The organism is Actinoplanes sp. CA-252034 (genome assembly GCF_050956125.1).
Classification (GTDB): Bacteria; Actinomycetota; Actinomycetes; order Mycobacteriales; family Micromonosporaceae; genus Actinoplanes.
Genome location: NZ_CP191846.1, coordinates 8,615,473 through 8,636,270 on the forward strand (window position 1 = coordinate 8,615,473; position 20,798 = coordinate 8,636,270).

Consider the following 20,798-nt stretch of genomic DNA (forward strand, 5'->3'; position numbering starts at 1 on the left):
CGAAGTCTACGGTCCGGCGACGGGCGAAGGCCGGGCCATCCCGGCCCGGCCTCACTTCCTTCAGACCCTCAGCTCGTACGGCGCAGGACCGCCAGGAACATCGCGTCCGTCCCGTGGCGGTGCGGCCACAGCTGCACCGTCGGGCCCGCGCCCAGCCCCGGCATACCCGGCGGCAGCAGCGGCCGCGCGTCCACGAAGTCGACCTCGACACCGCTGCGCCGAGCGCCCTCGCTGACCGTCACCTGCGTCTCCACCATGTGCGGAGAGCACGTCACGTAGGCCACGACACCACCCGGCCGGACCGCCCGCAGAGCCGCCACCAGCAGCTCCCGCTGCAGACGGGTCAGCGGCGGCAGGTCAGCCGGCTGCCGGCGCCAGCGCGACTCCGGCCGGCGCCGCAGCGAGCCCAGACCGGTGCACGGAGCGTCGACCAGCACCCGGTCGAACCCCTCCTCCGGCAGATCCGGGTCGCGGCCCACCGACCGGCCGTCCATCGGCAGCACCGTCACCGGCATGCCCTCGGTGGCGATGTCCACCAGCCGGGCCCGGTGCTCGGCCACCTCGACCGCGATCACCTCCGCGCCCCGGCCCGCCGCGATCGCGCCCATCAGACCGGTCTTGCCACCGGGACCGGCGCACAGGTCCAGCCACCGGGTGTCCCGGCCCTCGATCGGGGCGGCCAGCAGCGCCGCCGCCACCAACTGTGAGCCCTCGTCCTGGACGTGGGCCCGGCCCGTCCTGATGGCGGCCAGATCACGCGGCGCGCCGCCGTTCAGATACACCGCGTACGGCGAGAACGCGCCCGGCACCCCGTCGACCTCGTCGGCCAGATCGACCGCGTCGGCCCGGCCCGGCCGCGCGCACAGGTGCACCGCGGGCGGCTGATTGTCCTCGATCAGCAGCCGGGCGGTCTCCTCCAGGTCGCCGCCGAGCGCCTCGGCGAACGCCCGGATCACCCACTGCGGGTGGTGGTGCACCACCGACAGGTTCGCGATCGGGTCGTCCTGGTAGGCCGGGGAGACCCGCTCCAGCCACGCCTCCAGTGACGTCTCCGACACCGTGCGCATCACCGCGTTGGCGAACCCGGACGCCCCCGGCGCCACCGAGCGGACCAGGTCGACCGTCTGGTTGACCGCGGCGTGCGACGGCACCCGGGTGTAGAGCAGCTGGTAGACCCCGAGCCGCAACGCGTCCCGGGCCGGCGGGTCGATGCGTGCGACGTCCCGCTCGGCGGCCGCCGCGATGATCAGATCCAGGGTGCCGACGGCGCGCAGCGTCCCGTACGTCAACTCGGTCGCGAACGCCGCGTCCCGTCCGTGCAGGCCCATCCCGCTGAGGATGTCCGCCAGCACCAGGTTCGCGTACGCGTCGTCGCGGTACACGGCGGCGACCGCCTCATAGGCCGCCTGGCGCGCCGGATCCGACGGTGGCCGGCCGGCCCGCGGCGCCCGGCCGCTGCGGTCGTCACGCGGATGGCCGGGACCGCTCGGCCGGCTCGGCCGTCCGCCGTACGGGCGGGACGCCCTGTGCTCCGTCACGCCTGTGTCCTGCTCTCTGAAATCACGAAAACCGTACTCACGCCAGCTTCTCCCCTGCTTCGATCCGCATGCCCCGCGCCCAATCGGTGGCGGACATCGGCTTCTTGCCCGCCGCCCGCACCTCGCCCAGGATCACCGGCGTCGTTGCCGTCCCTGCCAGCACCTGCTTACGCTCCACCAGAAGCTCCCCCGGGCGCAAACCGGCCGGCCCGTTGGCGATCGGCCGCACCGGGCCCAGCTTCAGCCGCTCGTCTCGCAGCGTCGTCCACGCCCCCGGCGCCGGGGTGCACGCGCGGATCCGCCGGTCCACCGCGAACGCCGGATCGTCCCATCGGATGCGGGCGTCGTCGGGCGTCAGCTTCGGCGCGAACGTCACCCCGTCGTGCGGCTGCGGATGCGCCCGGGCGGTGCCCGCCTCGATCGCGTCCAGCACCGCCACCAGCAGGCCCGCACCCTCCACCGCCAGCCGCTCCAGCAGGTGGCCGGAGGTGTCGGTGAACCGGATCTGCTCGGTCAGCGTGCCGAAGACCGGGCCGGTGTCGAGCCCCGCCTCCAGCTCGAACACGCTCGCCCCGGTCACCTCGTCGCCGTGCAGCACCGCATGCTGCACCGGCGCGGCGCCTCGCCAGGCGGGCAGCAACGAGAAGTGCAGGTTGACCCAGCCGTGCTTCGGGATCTCCAGCGCCGACGGGGGGACCAGCGCGCCATATGCCACCACGGGCACACAGTCCGGTGCCAGCTCGCGCAGCCGCTCCTGGAAGTCCGGGTCACGCGGTCTCTCCGGGGTGAGCACCTCGATGCCGCGCTCGTCGGCCCACGCGCCCGCCGGTGAGCGGACCAGGCGGCGGCCACGGCCGGCCGGAGCGTCCGGGCGGGTCACCACGGCGACCAGCTCGTGCCCGGACGCGGCGATGGCATTCAGGCTGGGCACGGCCACGGCCGGGGTGCCGGCGAAGATCAGGCGCATCCGATCACCGGCCCGAGCTGAAGAGGCCGGACCCGAAGACGCTCCGGCCGTGCGGGCTCTCCTTGATCATCGGGGGCTTCGCCGCGTCATACCACTCCGCGGAGCGGATCTGCTTCATCGCGTCCTTGCGGGAGGCGGTGTCCAGCCGGTCCAGGAAGAGCACCCCGTCGAGGTGGTCGGTCTCGTGCTGCACACAGCGGGCCATCAGGCCGGTGCCGACCAGCTGAAGCGGGTCGCCGAACTCGTTGAACCCGTTCGCCACCACGTTCTGCCGGCGTTTGGTGTCGATGTAGACACCCGGGATGGAGAGGCAGCCCTCCGGGCCGTCCTGCTCCTCCTCGTCGGGGAAGGACAGCACCGGGTTGACGATGTGCCCGACCACGTCATCCACGTCGAAGGTGAAGACGCGCAGGCCGACACCGAGCTGGGGAGCGGCCAGGCCGGCACCACCCTCGTCCTGCATGGTCTCGACCAGATCCTTCACCAGCTTGCGCAATTCCTTGTCGAAATCCACGACGGGGTCGGCCGGCGTGCGCAGCACCGGATCGCCGAAGAGACGGATGGGCTGAACGGTCACGCGGTGAGACTCCTGACTCTGGTGGGCAGCACCTGACCAGTCTACGGAGTGACGCGCGCAACGCCGTGGGTGACAGCGGTCGAGCAGCGCCCTCCCCCCACCGGCACCATCAGAACATGTCGGCGGGGTCCACCTGGATGCGGACCGGCAGGGCGGCCTTGCGGGCGCTGCGGACCCCCGCCGCCTCGTGCAGGGCATGCGCCAGGTCGGCGGCCCGCGACCGGGAGACCCGCAGCAGCATGCGCTCCTGCTCGTCGGTGGCCGGGACCGGGCCCAGCACCTCGGCGCCGTCCGGCAGGCGGGCCAGCGACAGCAACTCGGCCACCGCGGTCGCCTGCCCCGTGACGCTGGCCATCCGCGCCGCCGGCGGGAAGCCCAGGTCACGGCGCTCGGCCAGCTCCCTCGCCGCGAACCAGCCGGGATCCCAGCGCAGCAGCGCCTGGACTGGAGCCAGCGACCCGTCGGCCACCACGACCACGCGCCCGCCCTCCTGCGCCGGACGGGCCAGGGCCGCCGCGTTCAGCCAGCGGCGCATCGTCTCCTCGGCGGCCCGCAGGTCGGCACGGCTCAACAGGGCCCACGTGTCGAGCAGCAACACCGCCCCGAACCCGCCCTCGGCCAGCGGCTCGGCGCCCGGCGTGGACACCACGACGGCGGCCTCGCCCGGCACGTCGGCCAGCACCTGCTCCCGCCCGGACGTGCGCACCGGGAACCCCGGAAACGCCCGCCCCAGCTCCTCGGCGGTCCGCTTGGCGCCGATCACGGAGGCCCGCAGGCGGCGGTCCTGGCAGTTCGGGCACTGGTAGTCGGCTGACGCCCGCCCACACCAGTGACAGACCGGGACGTCCCGCGCGCCGTGCAGCCCGAGCGGCCCCGAGCAGTGCGGGCAGCGCGCCGGGGTGCGGCACTCGATGCAGGCCACCGATGGCAGATAGCCGCGCCGGGGCACCTGCACCAGCACCGGGACGCCGGCCTGCAACGCCTGTTTCGCCGCCTGCCACGCGACACTCGGCAGCCGGGCGATCGCCGCACCCGAGTCACGGGCCATCTGCAGGTCGTCACCGGTCGGCGTGACAGCCGGCGACCGGCGGCGCAACACCGCACGGTCGGCGACGATCTCCCGCGCCCAGCCGGTCTCGAGCAGCAACTGCCCCTCACCGGTCCGCGCGAACCCGCCCACCAGCGCCGCACAGTCCGCCAGGCGCGCCCGGGTCAGCAGGACGTCACGCGCATGTGGATAGGGCGCCCGCGGCTCGGCATGCAGGTCGTCGCCGTCGTCCCAGATGACGACCAGCCCCACGTCGGGAACCGGCGCCCACATCGCCGACCGCGTCCCCACCACGACCGGCACCCGGCCCCGGGCCGCCGCCAGGAACCGCCGGTATCGCTCGGAGGGCCCGAGAGCCGCGTGGAGCGCGACGTGCAGCCCGTCACCGAGCACGGAGGTCAGCGCCCGGTCGACCCGATCGAGGTCCCGTGCGTCGGCGACGACGATCACCACGCCGCGCCCGCTCCGCACCGTGGCGGCGGCCGCCTCGGCGATCCGCTCCGGCCAGGCCTCTCCCGGCAGGGCCGACCAGACGGCCCGCGCCGGCCGGGCATCCCGCAACGCCCGCAGATAGGCGGGCCCGGCCGCATAGGAGTCCCACCCACCGGCCACCGGCTCCCGGATCGCGGCAGTCTCCCACCGCCGCCCGGCCGCCGGCGAAGGCCCGACCACAACCGGCTCCCGACCCGCCGAGACAGCCTCCCCCTCGACCGTCTCCGGATCGCCCGAGGCACCCCCCGCCTCGGGCGGGACCGACGTGGGACTCTCCGCCACGGGCGGGACCGACGTAGGGCCTTCCGCCACGGGCGGGACCGACGTGGGGCTCTCCGCATCGGATAGGACCGACGTAGGGCTCTCCGCCGGGGCGGGATCCGGTGCCGTGGTGGGCAGCGGGGACTTCTCGGTCTGGGACTCGACGCGGGCGTGCCGGGGTGGCACCGCGAGCCTGAGCACGTCGGCGAGATTGCCCGCATAACGGTCGGCGACCGCCCGCGCCAGACGGATGATCTCGGGATCGAGGACGCGCTCGGGCGAGACCACCTTCTCCAGGTAGGCCAGTTTGCCGCCGTGGTCGGACGACTCGACACGGGCCAGCAGGAACCCGCCGACCTGTTGACCGGCGAACCGCACCTTGACCCGCACGCCCGGTTGCGCGGCCTCGTCGTCAGCCGTGGAGACCAGATAGTCGAACGGCCGGTCGAGATGAGCGAGCGGCACATCCACACACACCCGCGCGACGGGCAGCCGCTCGGCCGGCTCCCGCTCGCTGCGCGTCCCCTTGGTCCCCATCGCCGAACATTCTGCCCGCACCCCCTGACATTTCCGCCCGCCCGGTCCGGCCACGCCCCTGGCCGGTCGTGCGGGCCGCGCCCCGCGAACCGCCTACCGAGCGGATCCCGTCCGATTCCCCAGCCCGGCGGTGAGGGATCGCGGTAGGAGGATCGCGATCAGTGGGTGAGGCAGGTCACCGTGAGGGCGCGGAGGTCGATCTCGACGATGTCGGGGAAACGGAGGTCGGCCCAGAAGCGGGCCGGATCGGTCGCCAGCTCGTAGCGGCTCGCCATCCACACCGTCGGCGCCAGGCCGTGAGTGCCGATGACGAGGGTGCGGTTCTGCTCGGCGGCGGCGGCCGCGTGGCGTACCACCGCGGCGTCGAACCGCTCGATCACCTGATCGCGCGGCTCCCACCCCTCGGGGCACTCGCCTCGCGCATAGGCCTGCGCCGCCGAGTGGTAGCCCTTCTCCTCGGTGAACCACACGTGCGGCCGATGCACCTCGGCGAGGCCCGGGTCACGGGCTACCCGCTGAGCGCCGGCTATCTCCTGCATGGTCTGCGCGGCCTTCGGCTCGGTGCTGGCCACGTAGTAGGCCGGATGGCAGACGTGCAGCCGCATCAGGCGCGCCGCGACGCGGCTCTCCTGTGCCAGCTGCCACTGCTCCGACGGCACGTCCGGATCGACGGCCGGCATCGCATGCCGCACCACGATCACCCGCTCGCCCTGAACACCCGTCATCACGGAAGCGTAAGCGCCTTCACCACCCCTGACTGTCATGCGAACGAACACGCAAATCAGGCGCCGGCGGATCACCTGGACCGCACACTTTCGCCCTGGACGGCGAAGCGCCCGCCCCGGGAGGGGACGGGCGCTTCGGCGGAACCGGGGAACGGCCGTCAGGAGGCGGCGTTCTTCAGGTCGGCCGCGCGGTCGGTGCTCTCCCACTTCAGCTCCGGCAGCTCACGGCCGAAGTGGCCGTACGCCGCGGTCTGCTGGTAGATCGGGCGCAGCAGGTCGAGGTCGCGGATGATCGCGGCCGGGCGCAGGTCGAAGACCTCCTTGATGGCCTTCTCGATCCGCTCGACCGGCACGTTCTCGGTGCCGAACGTCTCGACGAACAGGCTGACCGGGTGCGCCTTGCCGATGGCGTAGGCGACCTGGATCTCGCAGCGCTCGGCGAGCCCGGCGGCGACGACGTTCTTGGCGACCCAGCGCGTGGCATACGCCGCGGAGCGGTCGACCTTGGACGGGTCCTTGCCGGAGAAGGCGCCGCCACCGTGACGGGCGTAGCCGCCGTAGGTGTCGACGATGATCTTGCGGCCGGTGAGGCCGGCGTCACCCATCGGGCCGCCGATCTCGAAGCGGCCGGTCGGGTTGACCAGCAGCCGGTAGCCCTCGGTGTCGAGGCCGAGGCTCTCCAGCTCGGGCGCGATGACGTGCTCACGGACGTCCGGCGTGAGCAGCGACTCGAGCGAGATGTCGGCGGCGTGCTGCGACGAGACGACGACCGTGTCGAGGCGGACCGGACGGAAACCGTCATACTCGATGGTGACCTGGGTCTTGCCGTCGGGACGCAGGTAGGGGATCGTGCCGTCCTTGCGGGCGGCGGACAGGCGGCGGGCCAGCCGGTGCGCGAGCGCGATCGGCAGCGGCATCAGCTCGGGGGTCTCCGAGCAGGCGAAGCCGAACATCATGCCCTGGTCGCCGGCGCCCTGGCTGTCCAGCGAGTCGCCGGCCTCGCCCTCGCGCTGCTCGATGGCGGTGTCGACACCCTGCGCGATGTCCGGCGACTGGGAGCCGATGGACACGCTGACGCCACAGGACGCGCCGTCGAAGCCCTTCTTCGACGAGTCGTAGCCGATCGCCAGGATCGTGTCGCGAACGATCTTGGGGATGTCGGCGTAGGCCTGCGTGGTGACCTCACCCGCCACGTGCACCTGGCCGGTGGTGATCAGGGTCTCCACCGCGACACGGCTGCGCGGGTCCTGCGCGAGCAGGGCGTCGAGAATCCCGTCGCTGATCTGGTCAGCGATCTTGTCCGGGTGGCCTTCCGTGACCGACTCGGAGGTGAACAGACGGCGTGCCACGGTGCTCCTCAGATTTGTCGAATACAACGTAACGCGGAAGTGTAGTCAGAGCCGCCGAGCGCCCTCGACCTGGGTTTCCAGGCGGGTGGCGACTTGATCGAAAATCATATCGGCCACATCGTCTTTGGGTAGTTCCCCGTGAGTGGCGGTGAAGCCGTCCGCCCCCAGCAGAGTGACCGTGTTGCGGTCCTGGCCGAAGACCAGATCGGGGCCGACCTCGTTGACGACGATCAGGTCGGCGCGCTTGCGGGCGAGTTTGCCGCGCGCGTTCTCCAGAGCGTCGTGGGTCTCGGCCGCGAAGGCGACGAGGATCTGGCCGGGGCGCTTGGCGGCGCCGAGCTCGGCGGCGATGTCCGGGTTCGTGACCAGGGTGATCGGGCCGGGCGTGCCGTCATCGGTCTTCTTGATCTTCTGCTCGGCGACGGTCGCCGGGCGGAAGTCGGCCGGCGCGGCTGCCATCACGACGACGTCGGCCGAGGCGGCCGCCTCCACGGTGGCCTTGCGCAGCTCCTCGGTGGTGCCGACCCGGACGAGATCCACGCCGGCGGGATCGGGCAGCGAGACGTTCGCTGAGACGAGTGTCACTCTCGCGCCGCGGGCGACCGCGGCCCTGGCGAGCGCGTAGCCCTGCTTGCCCGAGGACCGGTTTCCCAGGAAGCGGACCGGGTCGAGCGGCTCACGCGTGCCGCCGGCGGTGACGACCACGTGACGGCCGGCCAGATCGAGATCAAGACCGCGGCGGAGTACGCGCAGAGCCGTCTCGAAGATGGCCGAGGGGTCCGGCAGCCGCCCTTTGCCGGTGTCCTTACCGGTCAGGCGCCCGACGGCGGGCTCGATGACGATCGCCCCCCGGGACCGCAGCGTCACGACGTTGGCCCTGGTAGCCGGGTTCTCCCACATCTCGGTGTGCATGGCCGGCGCGTACACGACCGGGCATGTGGCGGTGAGCAGCGTGTTGGTGAGCAGGTCGTCGGCGATCCCGTGGGCGGCCTTGGCCAGCAGGTCGGCGGTGGCCGGCGCGACGACGACGAGCTCGGCGGCCCGGCCGATCCGCACGTGGGGCACCTCGTGCACGTCGTCCCAGACGCCGGTGGCGACCGGCCGTCCGGACAGCGCCGCCCAGGTGGGCTCACCGACGAATCTCAGCGCAGAGTCGGTCGGGACGACGCGGACGCCGTGGCCGGACTCGGTGAACAGCCGCAGCAGCTCGCACGCCTTGTAGGCGGCGATGCCCCCGCCGACGCCCAGCACGATCTCGGTCACAGTCACCACTTCATCCTCTCGCCGCCGGGTCCACCCGGGGCAACGCCGATCACCCGACCACCGCGACCCGCCGCGATGCGGGGCTCCGGGGGCACGGCCCCCGGAGCAGAAACACGGAGTGCCCCCGGTTCGCGTTTTCCGCGAACAGAGGGCACCCAGGGATTCGCACTACGGGTTGTCGGTCGCCTCGGCGGTCAGCAGCCCGGCGTTGATCTCGCGCATCGCGATGGAGAGCGGCTTCTCCTGAGGAGTGGTCTCGACCAGGGGGCCGACATACTCCAGGAGGCCCTCACCGAGCTGGCTGTAGTAGGCGTTGACCTGGCGGGCGCGCTTGGCCGCGAAGATCACCAGCGAGTACTTCGACGAGGTCTTGTCGAGCAGCTCGTCGATCGGCGGGTTGGTGATGCCTTCGGGGTTCGCGATGGTTCCCACGTGGTAAATCCTTAATGCTCGTGTGCCAGGTATAACGAACCGAGCAATCCTACCAGCTCATCAGCTGCACGCTCGACGAAGTCGTTCACGACGGTGACGTCGAACTCGGCCTCGGCCGCCAATTCCTCGTCGGCGTGCGCGAGGCGGCGCTTGATCGTCTCCTCGTCGTCGGTGCCCCGCCCGATCAGACGGCGCTGGAGCTCCTCGACGCTCGGTGGGGCGAGGAAGACCAGCTGGGCCTTCGGCATCGCCGCCCTGACCTGACGGGCGCCCTGGAGGTCGATCTTCAGCAGAACGGGCCGGCCCTGATGGAGCCAGCCCTCGACCTGCGCGCGGGGCGTGCCGTAGAGGTTGCCCGCGAACTCCGCCCACTCCAGCAGCTGATTTCCGTCGATCAGTCGCTGGAACTCGGACCTGGTCACGAAGTGATAGTGCTCGCCGTCGGTCTCGTAGTCGCGTTTCTTGCGTGTTGTCACCGACACCGAGAGTTTGATCCACGGCGAGCGCAGCCGGATCAGCTCGATCACACTGTCCTTCCCGACCCCTGAGGGGCCGGAAAGAACGGTGAGGCGGGCCTCCGGCTGCGCGTCGTCATCCATGCTCACGGCTCATTCCTACACGAGCCGATGAGTCAGTTCGCAGCGAACTCCCCCAGGAGGGCCTTGCGCTGCTGGTCGCCGAGACCCCGGAGCCGGCGGCTCTCGGCGATCTTCAGCTTCTCCATGATCTGCGTCGCACGGATCTTGCCGATGCCCGGCAGCGCCTGAAGCACCGCCGAGACCTTCAGCTTGCCGACGACCTCGTCGCCTTCCGCGCGCTCGAGCACGGCGGCGAGGGTGGTCTTGCCGGACTTGAGCTGTTCCTTCAGCTCAGCCCGAGCCTTGCGAACTTCCGCGGCCTTCTCCAGCGCAGCAGCACGCTGTTCGGGGCTCAATGACGGGAGCGGCACCAGTTCTCCTCAGGTCCCTGAGCGGCGGTAGTTCAATACCGGCGCTTCTGTGAAACGTGGTGTGCCATGGAACCGAAGGGGCATATGGTTCCCGGCGCCGGGAAAACTAGCGGTCAATCCGGGTTTCGGCAACGTGGGGTACCCCCGCCCCGGCTCATCGCGGGCCTGCTAAGCAGGCCGTTTCACCCGAGCGCGGTCCGCACGCCGGCCAGAACACGGTCGGTTGCTGCCCTCAATTCGCCGATCTCCGGGCCGGCCGCGAGAACTTCGCGTGAGTACGAGGGCAACACGTTGTGAAGGCTCTCACCGAAGACGGCTCGCAGGTCATCAGGGGTTCCGCCCTGCGCTCCGAGGCCCGGAGCGAGCAGCGGGCCGTTGACCTTGGAGAGGTCGTGGCCGGTCTCGCCGATCGTCGCGCCGACGACGAGGCCGAGACTGCCGAGCGGCTTCGCACCCGCGTTGACCTGCGAAATCTCATCGATCACGGTTTGCGCGACGGTTTTTCCGCCGGCCCCGACGGCATGCTGGACGACAGGCCCCTCGGGGTTGGAGGTCAGCGCCAGAACGAAGACACCACCCCCGTGAGTGGCCGCCGAGTCGAACGCCGGCTGCAGAGAACCGACGCCAAGATAGGGACTCACAGTAATCGCATCAGAACAGAGCGTGCTTGCCGGATTCAGGTACGCGTCGGCGTAGGCGGCCATCGTCGAGCCGATGTCGCCACGTTTCACATCCAGGAGGACAAGCGCGCCGGCCTCTCGGGACTGTCGGATAGTTGACTCAAGAACCGCGACACCGCGTGACCCAAATCTCTCAAAAAAAGCCGACTGCGGCTTCAGAACAGCCACCCGATCGGCCAGTGCTTCGACGACCGTATGGGCGAAGCGTTCGAGGCCGGCGATGTCGTCGGAGAGGCCCCAACGGGCCAGGAGCGAGGCGTGCGGATCGATCCCGACGCACAGCGGACCACGCTCCGCAACCGCCGCGTGCAGTCGTTCGCCGAAGGTTTCCATGAACTTCTCCCTCTCCCGTGTCAGCCGGCCGCCACCGCGGCGGCGATTCCGGCGGTAATGCGGGCCACGTCGGCGTCGTCCGTGACGTACGGCGGCATGGTGTAGATCAGATCCCGGAACGGCCGCAGCCAGACTCCCTCGGCCACCGCCGCCGCGGTCGCCCTCGCCATGTCCACCGGCCGGTCCAGCTGCACGACGCCGATGGCGCCGAGGACCCGCACGTCCGCGACTCCGCGCTGTCCGCGAAGCGGCTCCAGACCGCTTCTCAGGCCCGATTCGATGTTTTGTACGGCCGACGCCCACCCGCCCTCACGCAAGAGGCTCAGCGAGGCCAGGGCGACGGAACAGGCGAGCGGGTTTCCCATGAAGGTCGGCCCGTGCGCCAGTCCGCCCCCGTCCCCCGCTGAGATCGCGTCGGCCACCGCCCGCGTGCACAGGGTGGCCGCCAGGGTCAGATATCCCCCGGTCAGCGCCTTGCCCAGGCACATGATGTCCGGGCTGACCCCGGCGTGATCAGCGCCGAAGAACCGCCCGCTGCGCCCGAAGCCGGTCGCGATCTCGTCGAGGATCAGGAAGATCCCGTGAGCGGCCGTCACCTCACGCAGCACCCGCAGGTACTCCGGATGGTGAAACCGCATCCCCCCGGCGCCCTGGACCACCGGTTCGACGATCACCGCGGCGATCTCGTCCGCGTGACGCTCGATCGTGTCGGTCAGCCGCGCCGCGTAGCCTTCGTCCCAGTGGGTGGGAGGCGCCTCGGCGAAGACCTGAGTCGGCAGCACCCCCGTCCAGAGCGAGTGCATGCCGCCGACCGGGTCGCAGACGCTCATCGGGTGAAACGTGTCACCGTGATATCCGCCGCGCCAGGTCGCCAGACGGCTCCGGCCCGGCCGGCCGAGAGCCCGCTGAGCCTGCAGTGCCATCTTGATCGCCACCTCGACGCCGACCGAGCCGGAGTCGCAGAGGAAGACGTGCTCCAGCCCGGCCGGTGTGATCTCCACCAGCTCGGCGGCCAGCCGGATCGCCGGCTCGTGGGTGAGCCCGCCGAACATCACGTGGCTCATCCGGCCGGCCTGCTCGGCCAGCGCCGCGTCCAGGACCGGGTGCCGATAGCCGTGGATCGCCGCCCACCAGGACGACATCCCGTCGACCACCTCACGGCCCCCGGACAGGCGCAGCCGCACCCCCTCGGCGCTCTCCACCAGGTACGGCTCGCTGCGGCCGGGCATCGGGCCGTACGGATGCCAGACGTGCGCCCGATCGAGCGCCAGCAGCGCCGCCGCGCCGCCGTCGTCCGGCCGCGTGGAACCCGGCGCCGTCCCCGCCCCCGCGGAAGCCGGCGCCGAGGTGACGGACGACGGGCCGAGCGCAACGCGGTCGCGCTCGGCCGCGCTCATCGGGCCGCTGCCGCCCGCGACGGGCGGGCGCCCCGGGCGACCTCCAGGACCAGGTCCGGGCCCTTGTAGATGAACCCGGAGTAGAGCTGCACCAGAGCGGCGCCGGCGTCGAGCATCCGGGACGCGTCGTCGGCCGACATGATCCCGCCGACCCCGATGATCGGCAGCTTCCCGCCGCTCTCGGTGTGCACGAACCGGACCACCTCGCGGGACCTGGCGGTCAGCGGCGCCCCGGAGAGCCCGCCCGCCTCGTCCGCCAGATGACTGTCGGCCGGGGCCAGACCGTCGCGGGACAGCGTCGTGTTGGTGGCGATGATCCCGGCCGCGCCGTGGTCCAGGCAGACCCCGAGCAGCTCGGCGATGGCCGGCTCGGTCAGGTCGGGCGCGATCTTGACGAGCACCGGCACCGGGCCGGCCAGCGCCTTGAGCAGCGCCGCGATCGAGTCCCGGTCCTGCAGAGCGCGCAGACCCGGGGTGTTCGGCGACGACACGTTGACGGCGATGTAGTCGGCATACGGGTGCAGCAGCCGGTAGGACGTCAGGTAGTCCTCGACCGCGTCCGGAAGCGGCGTCACCTTCGACTTGCCGAGCGAGACGCCCAGCGGCACGTCGAGGGGGCCCAGCTCGGCCAGGCGGTCGGCCAGGGCGGCCGCGCCGGCGTTGTTGAAGCCCATCCGGTTGACGATGCCCTCGCTGGCCTTCGCCCGGAACAGGCGCGGCTTGTCGTTGCCGGGCTGCGGCTTCGCGGTGACCGTGCCGACCTCGACGAAGCCGAAGCCGAGCGCCGGCCACGCGGGCAGGGCGATCCCGTTCTTGTCGACACCGGCGGCCAGGCCGACCCGGTTCGGGAAGCGGACGCCGAAGACCTCGACCGGGTTGGAGAACCCGTACCAGCGGCGCATCGCGGCCAGCGCGGGCGCGGGCAGCCTGGCGAGCCGGTCGAGCGTCCACTCGTGGGCGTGCTCGGCGTCGCCGCCGCCCAGCCGGAACAGAGCCGGCCGGGCGACGCGCGTGAACAGGCTCACTCGTCACCTCGGAGCAGCTTGTGCAGCTCCTGCAGCGGGCGCACCGACATGTCGCCGGCGCGGAGGGCCTCGATGCCCATCACCGCGGCCGCGGCGCCGGGCACCGTGGTGATGCTCGGGACGTCGGCGGTGACGGCGGCGCTGCGGATCTCGTACCCGTCGCGGCGGGCGCTGGCGCCGGAGCCCTGCGGGGTGTTGATGATCAGCGAGATCTCGCCGGCCAGGATCAGCTCGACGGCGTTGCGCTCGCCCGGCTTCTCGTAGTGCTTCGGGACGATCTCGCAGTCGATGCCGTACCGTCGCAGCACCTCGCCGGTCCCGGCCGTGGTGACGATGGTGAAGCCCAGGTCGGCGAGCCGCTTCACCGGGAAGATCATCGACCGCTTGTCCCGGTTGGCGACCGAGACGAACACCTTGCCGCTGGTCGGCAGCGAACCGTAGGCCGCGGCCTGCGACTTGGCGAACGCGTGGCCGAAGCCGGCGTCGATGCCCATCACCTCACCGGTCGACTTCATCTCCGGGCTGAGCAGGCTGTCCACGTTCTTGCCGGAGAGGGTGCGGAACCGCTTGAACGGCAGCACCGCCTCCTTGATCGCGATCGGCGCGTTCGCCGGCACGTGACCGCCGTCGCCGGTGGGCAGCAGCATGCCCTCGGCCCGCAGCTCGGCGATGGTGGCGCCGAGCATGATCCGGGCGGCCGCCTTGGCCAGCGGCACCGCGGTCGCCTTGGAGACGAACGGCACGGTCCGCGAGGCCCGCGGGTTGGCCTCCAGCACGTAGAGGGCCTCGTCCTTGAGCGCGTACTGCACGTTCATCAGGCCGCGCACGCCGATGCCCCGGGCCAGCGCCTCGGTGTAGCGGCGAACCTCGGCGATGTGCGAGGCGGCCAGGGTGATCGGCGGCAGCGAGCAGGCCGAGTCGCCGGAGTGGATGCCGGCCTCCTCGATGTGCTCCATGACGCCGCCCAGGTAGACCTCACCGGTGGCGTCGCAGAGCGCGTCCACGTCGATCTCGACGGCGTCGTCGAGGAACCGGTCGACCAGCACCGGGTGGTCCGGTGAGATCTCGGTGGCCCGCTCGATGTAGCCCTTCAGGGTCGGCTCGTCGTAGACGATCTCCATGCCCCGGCCGCCCAGCACGTAGGAGGGGCGGACCAGGACCGGGTAGCCGATCGTGTCGGCGATCGCCTTGGCCTCGCCGAAGCTGGTCGCGGTGCCGTGGTCGGGCGAGCGCAGCCCGTTCTCGGCCAGCAGCGCGCCGAACAGGCCGCGGTCCTCGGCCAGGTCGATCGACTCGGGCGTGGTGCCGACGATCGGGATACCGGCCGCCTTGAGCCGGTTCGCCAGGCCGAGCGGGGTCTGCCCGCCCAGCTGCACGATCACGCCGACCACACCGGGCCCGCCGGCGGCCTTGCCGGAGCTGTCCTCGGCGTGGAAGACCTCGAGGACGTCCTCGAAGGTGAGCGGCTCGAAGTAGAGCCGGTCGGCGGTGTCGTAGTCGGTGGAGACCGTCTCCGGGTTGCAGTTGACCATGACGGTCTCGAAGTCGACGCCGCGGAGAGCCTGCACGGCGTGCACGCACGAGTAGTCGAACTCGATGCCCTGCCCGATCCGGTTCGGCCCGGAGCCCAGGATGATCACCTTGGGCCGGTCGCTCGGCACGACCTCGGTCTCCTCGTCGTACGACGAGTAGTGGTAGGGCGTGTTCGCCTCGAACTCGGCCGCGCACGTGTCGACGGTCTTGTAGACCGGCCGGATCCCGAGCCGGTGCCGCAGCGACCGGACGCCGTCCTCCCCGGCCAGCTCCGGCCGCAGCGCAGCGAGCTGCTTGTCGGAGAGCCCGGACCGCTTGGCCCGGCGCAGCAGCTCCTCGTCGAGGTAGGGCGCGGCCAGGATCTCGGCACGCAGGTCGACCAGGGCCTGGATCTCGTCGAGGAACCACGGGTCGATCCGGCCGGAGGCAGCGTGTACCTGCTCGACCGTGGCGCCGAGCCGCAGCGCCGCCTCGACCGTGTAGAGCCGGCCGTCGTGCGGGATCTTCAGCGCCTCCAGGGCCTCGTCGACGTCGGTGAAGGTGGGCGCGGTCCAGAAACCGGCGGCCTTGGTCTCCATCGAGCGCATGGCCTTGTTGAGCGCCTCGGCGAAGTTGCGGCCCAGGCTCATCGCCTCACCGACCGACTTCATCGTGGTGGTGAGCTCCTTGTCGGCGCCCGGGAACTTCTCGAACGCGAACCGCGGGATCTTCACGACCACGTAGTCCAGGGCCGGCTCGAAGGCGGCGGGCGTCTTGAGCGTGATGTCGTTGGGGATCTCGTCGAGCGTGTAGCCGATGGCCAGCTTCGCGGCGATCTTGGCGATCGGGAAGCCGGTGGCCTTCGACGCCAGCGCCGACGAGCGGGACACCCGCGGGTTCATCTCGATCACGATCATCCGGCCGTCGTCCGGGTTGATCGCGAACTGGATGTTGCAGCCGCCGGTGTCCACCCCGACCTCGCGCAGAACGGCGATGCCCAGGTCACGCAGCTTCTGATACTCCCGGTCGGTGAGCGTCATGGCCGGGGCCACGGTCACGCTGTCGCCGGTGTGCACGCCCATCGGGTCGATGTTCTCGATCGAGCAGACGACCACGACGTTGTCGTGCTTGTCGCGCATCAGCTCGAGCTCGTACTCCTTCCAGCCGAGCACGCTCTCCTCGATGAGCACCTCGTGCACCGGGGAGGCGGCCAGGCCGGCGCCGGCGATCTGCTCCAGGTCCTCAGCCGTGTGGGCCATGCCCGAGCCCAGGCCGCCCATCGTGAAGGACGGCCGGATGACGACCGGCAGGCCGATCTCGGCGACCGTCGATCGGACCTCGTCCATCGAGTGACAGACCCGCGACCGCGGGGTCTCGCCACCGGCCAGCGCCACGATGTCCTTGAAGAGCTGCCGGTCCTCGCCCTTGCGGATGGCGTCGACGTTCGCGCCGATCAGCTCGACGCCGTACTTGTCCAGGACGCCGCTCTCGTGCAGGGCGATCGCGGTGTTGAGGGCGGTCTGGCCGCCCAGCGTCGGCAGGATCGCGTCGGGGCGCTCCCTGGCGATGACCAGCTCGACGAACTCGGGTGTGATCGGCTCGACGTAGGTGGCGTCGGCGAACTCCGGGTCGGTCATGATCGTGGCCGGGTTGGAGTTGACCAGCGAGACGCGGATGCCCTCGGCGCGCAGCACCTGGCAGGCCTGGGTGCCGGAGTAGTCGAACTCGCAGGCCTGGCCGATGACGATCGGGCCGGACCCGATCACCATGACGTGCTTGAGATCTTCACGCTTCGGCACGTGCTCAGCCCTTCTTTTCCACAAGGTCGACGAAGCGGTCGAACAGGTAGTCCGCGTCGTGCGGGCCGGCGGCGGCCTCGGGGTGGTACTGGACGGTGAAAGCCGGGACCTCCAGGCCCCGCAGGCCCTCGACCACGTTGTCGTTCAGGCAGACGTGCGAGACCTCGACACCACCGAACTCGGTGTCGATCCGCTCGCCGATCGGGGCGTCCACGGCGAAACCGTGGTTGTGGCTGGTCACCTCGACCTTGCCGGTGGTCCTGTCGAGCACCGGCTGGTTGATGCCGCGGTGGCCGTACCCCAGCTTGTAGGTCCCGAAGCCGAGCGCGCGGCCGAGGATCTGGCTGCCGAAGCAGATGCCGAAGAGCGGCACCTGCCGGCGCATCACCTCCTGCGCGAGCGCGACCGGGCCGTCGGCGGTGGCCGGGTCGCCCGGGCCGGGTGAGAAGAACACCGCGTCCGGGCCGACCGCGAGCAGGTCCTCGATCGACGAGGAGGCCGGGAAGACGTGCGTGGTGACGCCGCGCGCGGCCAGCCGGCGGGAGACGTTGCGCTTGATGCCCAGGTCCAGCGCGGCGACCGTGTAGCGGTGCTCGCCCTCGGCCTGGACGGTGTAGCGCTCCGGCGTGCTGACCTGGGCGGACAGGTCGGCGCCGAGCATCTGCGGCTGGGCCAGGACACGCTGCTGCAGCGCCCGCGGGTCGAGGTCGACCGACGAGATGCCGACCCGCATGGCGCCGCGCTCGCGCAGGTGGCGGGTGAGGGCGCGGGTGTCGACGCCGCTGATGCCGACGACACCCTCGGCCTTGAGCCGGTCGCCGAGATCGCCGGTGGAGCGCCAGTTGGACGGGCGGCGGGCCGGGTCGCGGACCACGTAGCCGGCCACCCAGATGCGGTCCGACTCGTCGTCCTCGTCGTTGACGCCGGTGTTGCCGATCTGCGGGGCGGTCTGCACCACGACCTGCTTGTGGAACGACGGGTCGGTCAGCGTCTCCTGGTAGCCGGTCATGCCGGTGGTGAACACCGCCTCGCCGAACGTCTCACCCACCGCGCCGTACGCGCTGCCGTGGAACGTGCGCCCGTCCTCGAGCACGAGGATCGCCTTGCTCATTTGACTGCCTTCCCGTCCAGTACCGTCGCCTCGCCCCGCAGGAAGGTCGCCACGATGCGACCGGGCAGGGTCATGCCCGCGTACGGCGTGTTGCGGCTGCGGCTCGCCAGCTCCGACGGGTCGACGACCCGGCGCGCGGACGGGTCCACCAGCGTCAGGTTGGCCGGGGAGCCGACGGTGAGGTCACCGCCGTGCCCGGCCAGACCGGCGATCCGGGCCGGGGCCTGCGACATCCGGTCGGCGATCAGGTCCCACTGCGGGCCGTAGATGCTCAGCACGATCGGCAGCGCCGTCTCCAGGCCGAGCATGCCGGGACGCGCGTGCGACCACTCGCATTCCTTGTCCTGCACGGCGTGCGGGGCGTGGTCGGTGGCCACCACGTCGATCACCCCGTCCAGCAGCGCCTGGCGCAGGGCGTCGACGTCCTTGCGCGTACGCAACGGGGGGTTGACCTTGAAGACCGGGTCGTAACCGGCCGCGAGCTCGTCGGTGAGCAGTAGGTGGTGCGGGGTGACCTCGGCCGTCACGCGGACGCCGCGGGCCTTGGCCTGGCGCAGCACCTCGACCGAGCCGGCCGTGGAGACGTGGCAGACGTGCAGGCGGCTACCGACGTGCTCGGCCAGCAGCACGTCGCGGGCGATGATCGCCTCCTCGGCGACCGCGGGCCAGCCGGTCAGCCCGAGCCGGGTGCTGACCTCGCCCTCGTGCATCTGCGCGCCCTCGGTGAGGCGGTGCTCCTCGGCGTGCTGGGCGATGACGCCGTCGAACGCCTTCACGTACTCCAGGGCGCGGCGCATCAGCTTGGGGTCGGCGACGCAGAACCCGTCGTCGGAGAAGATCCGCACGTTCGCCGCCGAGGTGGCCATCGCGCCCAGCTCGGCCATCTGCTTGCCGGCCAGGCCGACCGTGACCGCGCCGATCGGCTGCACGTCGACCAGCCCGGCCTCACGGCCCAGGCGCCAGACCTGCTCGACCACGCCGGCGGTGTCGGCGACCGGCGAGGTGTTGGCCATCGCGCAGACCGCGGTGTAGCCGCCCAGGGCCGCGGCCCGGGAGCCGGTCTCGACGGTCTCGGCGTCCTCCCGGCCGGGCTCGCGCAGGTGGGTGTGCACGTCGACGAGGCCGGGCAGTGCGACCAGCCCGGCCGCGTCGATCACCTCGGCGTTCTCGACCGGAGCCGAGATCACGCCGTCGTTGATGTAGAGATCGGTCGGTTCGGCACCGAGGATCGAGACGCCCTTGAGCAGGTACGCCATCACTTGCCTCCCAGCAGCAGGTAGAGGACGGCCATCCGGACACTGACGCCGTTGGCGACCTGTTCGACGATCGTGGAGCGGGGTGAGTCGGCCACCTCGGGCGCGATCTCCATCCCGCGGTTCATCGGGCCGGGGTGCATCACGATCGCGTGCTCCGGCAGTTTCTTCATCCGGGCCACGTCGAGCCCGTAGCGGCGGCTGTACTCGCGCGCCGAGGGAAAGTACGAGTCCTGCATCCGCTCGGTCTGCACCCGCAGCATCATGACGACGTCGCTGTCCGGCAGCACCGAGTCCAGGTCGTAGGAGACCTGGGTCTTCTCGGCCAGCGCCGCGGCCACGTCGATCGGGATCAGGGTCGGCGGCCCGACCACGGTGACCTGCGCGCCGAGCGTGGTGAGCAGCAGCACGTTGGACCGGGCGACCCGGCTGTGCAGCACGTCGCCGACGATCGCGACCTTCAGCCCGTCGAGACGACCGAGGCGGGACCTCATGGTGTACGCGTCGAGCAGCGCCTGGGTCGGGTGCTCGTGGGTGCCGTCGCCGGCGTTGACCACCGACCCGTCCACCCAGTTGGCCAGCCGGTGCGGGGCGCCACTGGCCGAGTGGCGGATCACCACGGCGTCGGCGCCCATCGCCTGCAGGGTGAGCGCGGTGTCCTTGAGGCTCTCGCCCTTCGACACGCTGGAGCCCTTGGCGGAGAAGTTGATGACGTCCGCGGAGAGCCGCTTGGCGGCCGCCTCGAAGGAGATCCGGGTGCGGGTGGAGTCTTCGTAGAAGAGGTTGACCACGGTGCGGCCGCGCAGCGCGGGCAGCTTCTTCACCTCGCGGCCGGAGAGCGCGGCCATCTCGGCCGCGGTGTCCAGGATCAGCGTGGCGGTGGCGGCGTCCAGGTCGGCCGCGGAGCGCAGGTGCTTGATCACGACAGGCCTCCGAGCAGCTTGACCTCGTCGGCGCCGTCGGTCTCGGTGAGGGTCACCTTGACGCTCTCGCTGAGCGCGGTCGGAATGTTCTTGCCCACGTAGTCGGCGCGGATCGGCAACTGCCGGTGACCACGGTCGACCAGCACCGCGAGTTGCACCGAGCTGGGCCGGCCGATGTCGTTGAGCGCGTCGAGGGCGGCGCGCACCGACCGGCCGGAGAAGAGCACGTCGTCGACGAGGATGACCCGCAGGCCGTCGATCCCACCGGGCGGCAGCTCGGTGCGGCCGAGCGCGCGGGTGGCCTTGAGGCGCAGATCGTCGCGGTAGAGCGTGATGTCCAGCGAGCCGACCGGGACGTCGACACCCTCGAAGGCGTGAATCCGGGCGGCGAGGCGGTGGGCGAGCGGGACGCCCCGGGTCGGGATGCCGAGCAGCACGGTCCCGGTGGCGCCGGAGGTCTTCTCGAGAATCTGATGGGCGATCCGGTCGACGACCCGGTGCAGGTCGGACTCCGCCAGAATGATCTTGCTGGGTGTGTCTGCGCGTGGTTGTGCCACGGCGGACCTCCTTCCCCGCCTCACGGGACGGGTCGTTAAAGGATGTCAGTCGACGCTACGTTACCAGTGG

Annotated in this window: 18 protein-coding genes; all 18 read right to left on the reverse strand. The window is 71.3% G+C overall.

Annotated features, from left to right (window positions below; all coding sequences use genetic code 11):
- Nucleotides 1-68: 68 nt before the first annotated feature.
- Entirely contained in the window at nt 69-1,538 is a 1,470-nt protein-coding gene (locus tag ACQPZW_RS39000) for an RsmB/NOP family class I SAM-dependent RNA methyltransferase (RefSeq protein WP_433791038.1), read from the reverse strand.
- A 37-nt stretch (nt 1,539-1,575) separates the two neighbouring features.
- The gene (gene fmt / locus ACQPZW_RS39005; protein WP_433791039.1) at nt 1,576-2,505 is read right to left on the reverse strand and encodes a methionyl-tRNA formyltransferase; all 930 of its coding nucleotides are present in this window, start codon (nt 2,503-2,505) and stop codon (nt 1,576-1,578) included.
- Between the two features lie 4 nt (nt 2,506-2,509).
- Nucleotides 2,510-3,082 (reverse strand): peptide deformylase, encoded by a 573-nt coding sequence (def, locus tag ACQPZW_RS39010; RefSeq protein WP_433791040.1) that lies wholly within the window; start codon nt 3,080-3,082, stop codon nt 2,510-2,512.
- Nucleotides 3,083-3,191: 109 nt separating this feature from the next.
- Complete coding sequence (locus ACQPZW_RS39015; RefSeq protein WP_433791041.1) at nt 3,192-5,420, reverse strand: primosomal protein N'; 2,229 nt, start codon at nt 5,418-5,420, stop codon at nt 3,192-3,194.
- Nucleotides 5,421-5,578: 158 nt separating this feature from the next.
- Complete coding sequence (locus tag ACQPZW_RS39020) at nt 5,579-6,145, reverse strand: hypothetical protein (protein ID WP_433791042.1); 567 nt, start codon at nt 6,143-6,145, stop codon at nt 5,579-5,581.
- 158 nt (nt 6,146-6,303) lie between these two features.
- Nucleotides 6,304-7,494, reverse strand: a complete 1,191-nt coding sequence (gene metK / locus ACQPZW_RS39025; RefSeq protein ID WP_433791043.1) for a methionine adenosyltransferase — start codon at nt 7,492-7,494, stop codon at nt 6,304-6,306.
- Between the two features lie 45 nt (nt 7,495-7,539).
- The gene (gene coaBC / locus ACQPZW_RS39030; protein ID WP_433797744.1) at nt 7,540-8,757 is read right to left on the reverse strand and encodes a bifunctional phosphopantothenoylcysteine decarboxylase/phosphopantothenate--cysteine ligase CoaBC; all 1,218 of its coding nucleotides are present in this window, start codon (nt 8,755-8,757) and stop codon (nt 7,540-7,542) included.
- Nucleotides 8,758-8,925: 168 nt separating this feature from the next.
- The gene (rpoZ, locus tag ACQPZW_RS39035) at nt 8,926-9,189 is read right to left on the reverse strand and encodes a DNA-directed RNA polymerase subunit omega (protein ID WP_015623990.1); all 264 of its coding nucleotides are present in this window, start codon (nt 9,187-9,189) and stop codon (nt 8,926-8,928) included.
- 11 nt (nt 9,190-9,200) lie between these two features.
- Entirely contained in the window at nt 9,201-9,788 is a 588-nt protein-coding gene (gene gmk, locus ACQPZW_RS39040) for a guanylate kinase (RefSeq protein WP_433791045.1), read from the reverse strand.
- A gap of 32 nt (nt 9,789-9,820) precedes the next feature.
- Complete coding sequence (mihF, locus tag ACQPZW_RS39045; RefSeq protein WP_360325203.1) at nt 9,821-10,138, reverse strand: integration host factor, actinobacterial type; 318 nt, start codon at nt 10,136-10,138, stop codon at nt 9,821-9,823.
- Between the two features lie 182 nt (nt 10,139-10,320).
- Nucleotides 10,321-11,151, reverse strand: coding sequence for an orotidine-5'-phosphate decarboxylase (gene pyrF, locus ACQPZW_RS39050; protein ID WP_433791046.1), 831 nt, complete (start codon nt 11,149-11,151; stop codon nt 10,321-10,323).
- Nucleotides 11,152-11,171: 20 nt separating this feature from the next.
- Complete coding sequence (locus tag ACQPZW_RS39055) at nt 11,172-12,380, reverse strand: adenosylmethionine--8-amino-7-oxononanoate transaminase (protein WP_433797746.1); 1,209 nt, start codon at nt 12,378-12,380, stop codon at nt 11,172-11,174.
- Between the two features lie 164 nt (nt 12,381-12,544).
- Complete coding sequence (locus ACQPZW_RS39060; RefSeq protein ID WP_433791047.1) at nt 12,545-13,573, reverse strand: quinone-dependent dihydroorotate dehydrogenase; 1,029 nt, start codon at nt 13,571-13,573, stop codon at nt 12,545-12,547.
- Nucleotides 13,570-16,884: a carbamoyl-phosphate synthase large subunit gene (carB, locus tag ACQPZW_RS39065; protein ID WP_433791048.1), complete on the reverse strand. Its 3,315-nt coding sequence runs from the start codon at nt 16,882-16,884 to the stop codon at nt 13,570-13,572. The genes ACQPZW_RS39060 and carB overlap by 4 nt, the downstream gene beginning before the upstream one ends.
- Nucleotides 16,885-16,888: 4 nt before the next feature.
- On the reverse strand, nt 16,889-17,995 hold the full coding sequence (gene carA, locus ACQPZW_RS39070) for a glutamine-hydrolyzing carbamoyl-phosphate synthase small subunit (protein ID WP_433791049.1): 1,107 nt from the start codon (nt 17,993-17,995) through the stop codon (nt 16,889-16,891).
- On the reverse strand, nt 17,992-19,254 hold the full coding sequence (locus tag ACQPZW_RS39075; protein ID WP_433791050.1) for a dihydroorotase: 1,263 nt from the start codon (nt 19,252-19,254) through the stop codon (nt 17,992-17,994). Before ACQPZW_RS39075 ends, carA begins: the two co-directional genes overlap by 4 nt.
- Nucleotides 19,251-20,171, reverse strand: a complete 921-nt coding sequence (locus ACQPZW_RS39080; RefSeq protein ID WP_433791051.1) for an aspartate carbamoyltransferase catalytic subunit — start codon at nt 20,169-20,171, stop codon at nt 19,251-19,253. Before ACQPZW_RS39080 ends, ACQPZW_RS39075 begins: the two co-directional genes overlap by 4 nt.
- The gene (gene pyrR / locus ACQPZW_RS39085; RefSeq protein ID WP_433791052.1) at nt 20,168-20,728 is read right to left on the reverse strand and encodes a bifunctional pyr operon transcriptional regulator/uracil phosphoribosyltransferase PyrR; all 561 of its coding nucleotides are present in this window, start codon (nt 20,726-20,728) and stop codon (nt 20,168-20,170) included. The genes ACQPZW_RS39080 and pyrR overlap by 4 nt, the downstream gene beginning before the upstream one ends.
- Nucleotides 20,729-20,798: the final 70 nt, after the last annotated feature.

What these genes read in the sequence shown, in the direction of transcription:
- fmt (WP_433791039.1), bottom strand. Translation starts at nt 2,505, where the DNA reads ATGCGCCTGATCTTCGCCGGCACCCCGGCCGTGGCCGTGCCCAGCCTG.
- ACQPZW_RS39015 (WP_433791041.1), bottom strand. Translation starts at nt 5,420, where the DNA reads ATGGGGACCAAGGGGACGCGCAGCGAGCGGGAGCCGGCCGAGCGGCTG.
- ACQPZW_RS39020 (WP_433791042.1), bottom strand. Translation starts at nt 6,145, where the DNA reads ATGACGGGTGTTCAGGGCGAGCGGGTGATCGTGGTGCGGCATGCGATG.
- gmk (WP_433791045.1), bottom strand. Translation starts at nt 9,788, where the DNA reads ATGGATGACGACGCGCAGCCGGAGGCCCGCCTCACCGTTCTTTCCGGC.
- pyrF (WP_433791046.1), bottom strand. Translation starts at nt 11,151, where the DNA reads ATGGAAACCTTCGGCGAACGACTGCACGCGGCGGTTGCGGAGCGTGGT.
- ACQPZW_RS39055 (WP_433797746.1), bottom strand. Translation starts at nt 12,380, where the DNA reads ATGCCCGGCCGCAGCGAGCCGTACCTGGTGGAGAGCGCCGAGGGGGTG.
- carA (WP_433791049.1), bottom strand. Translation starts at nt 17,995, where the DNA reads ATGAGCAAGGCGATCCTCGTGCTCGAGGACGGGCGCACGTTCCACGGC.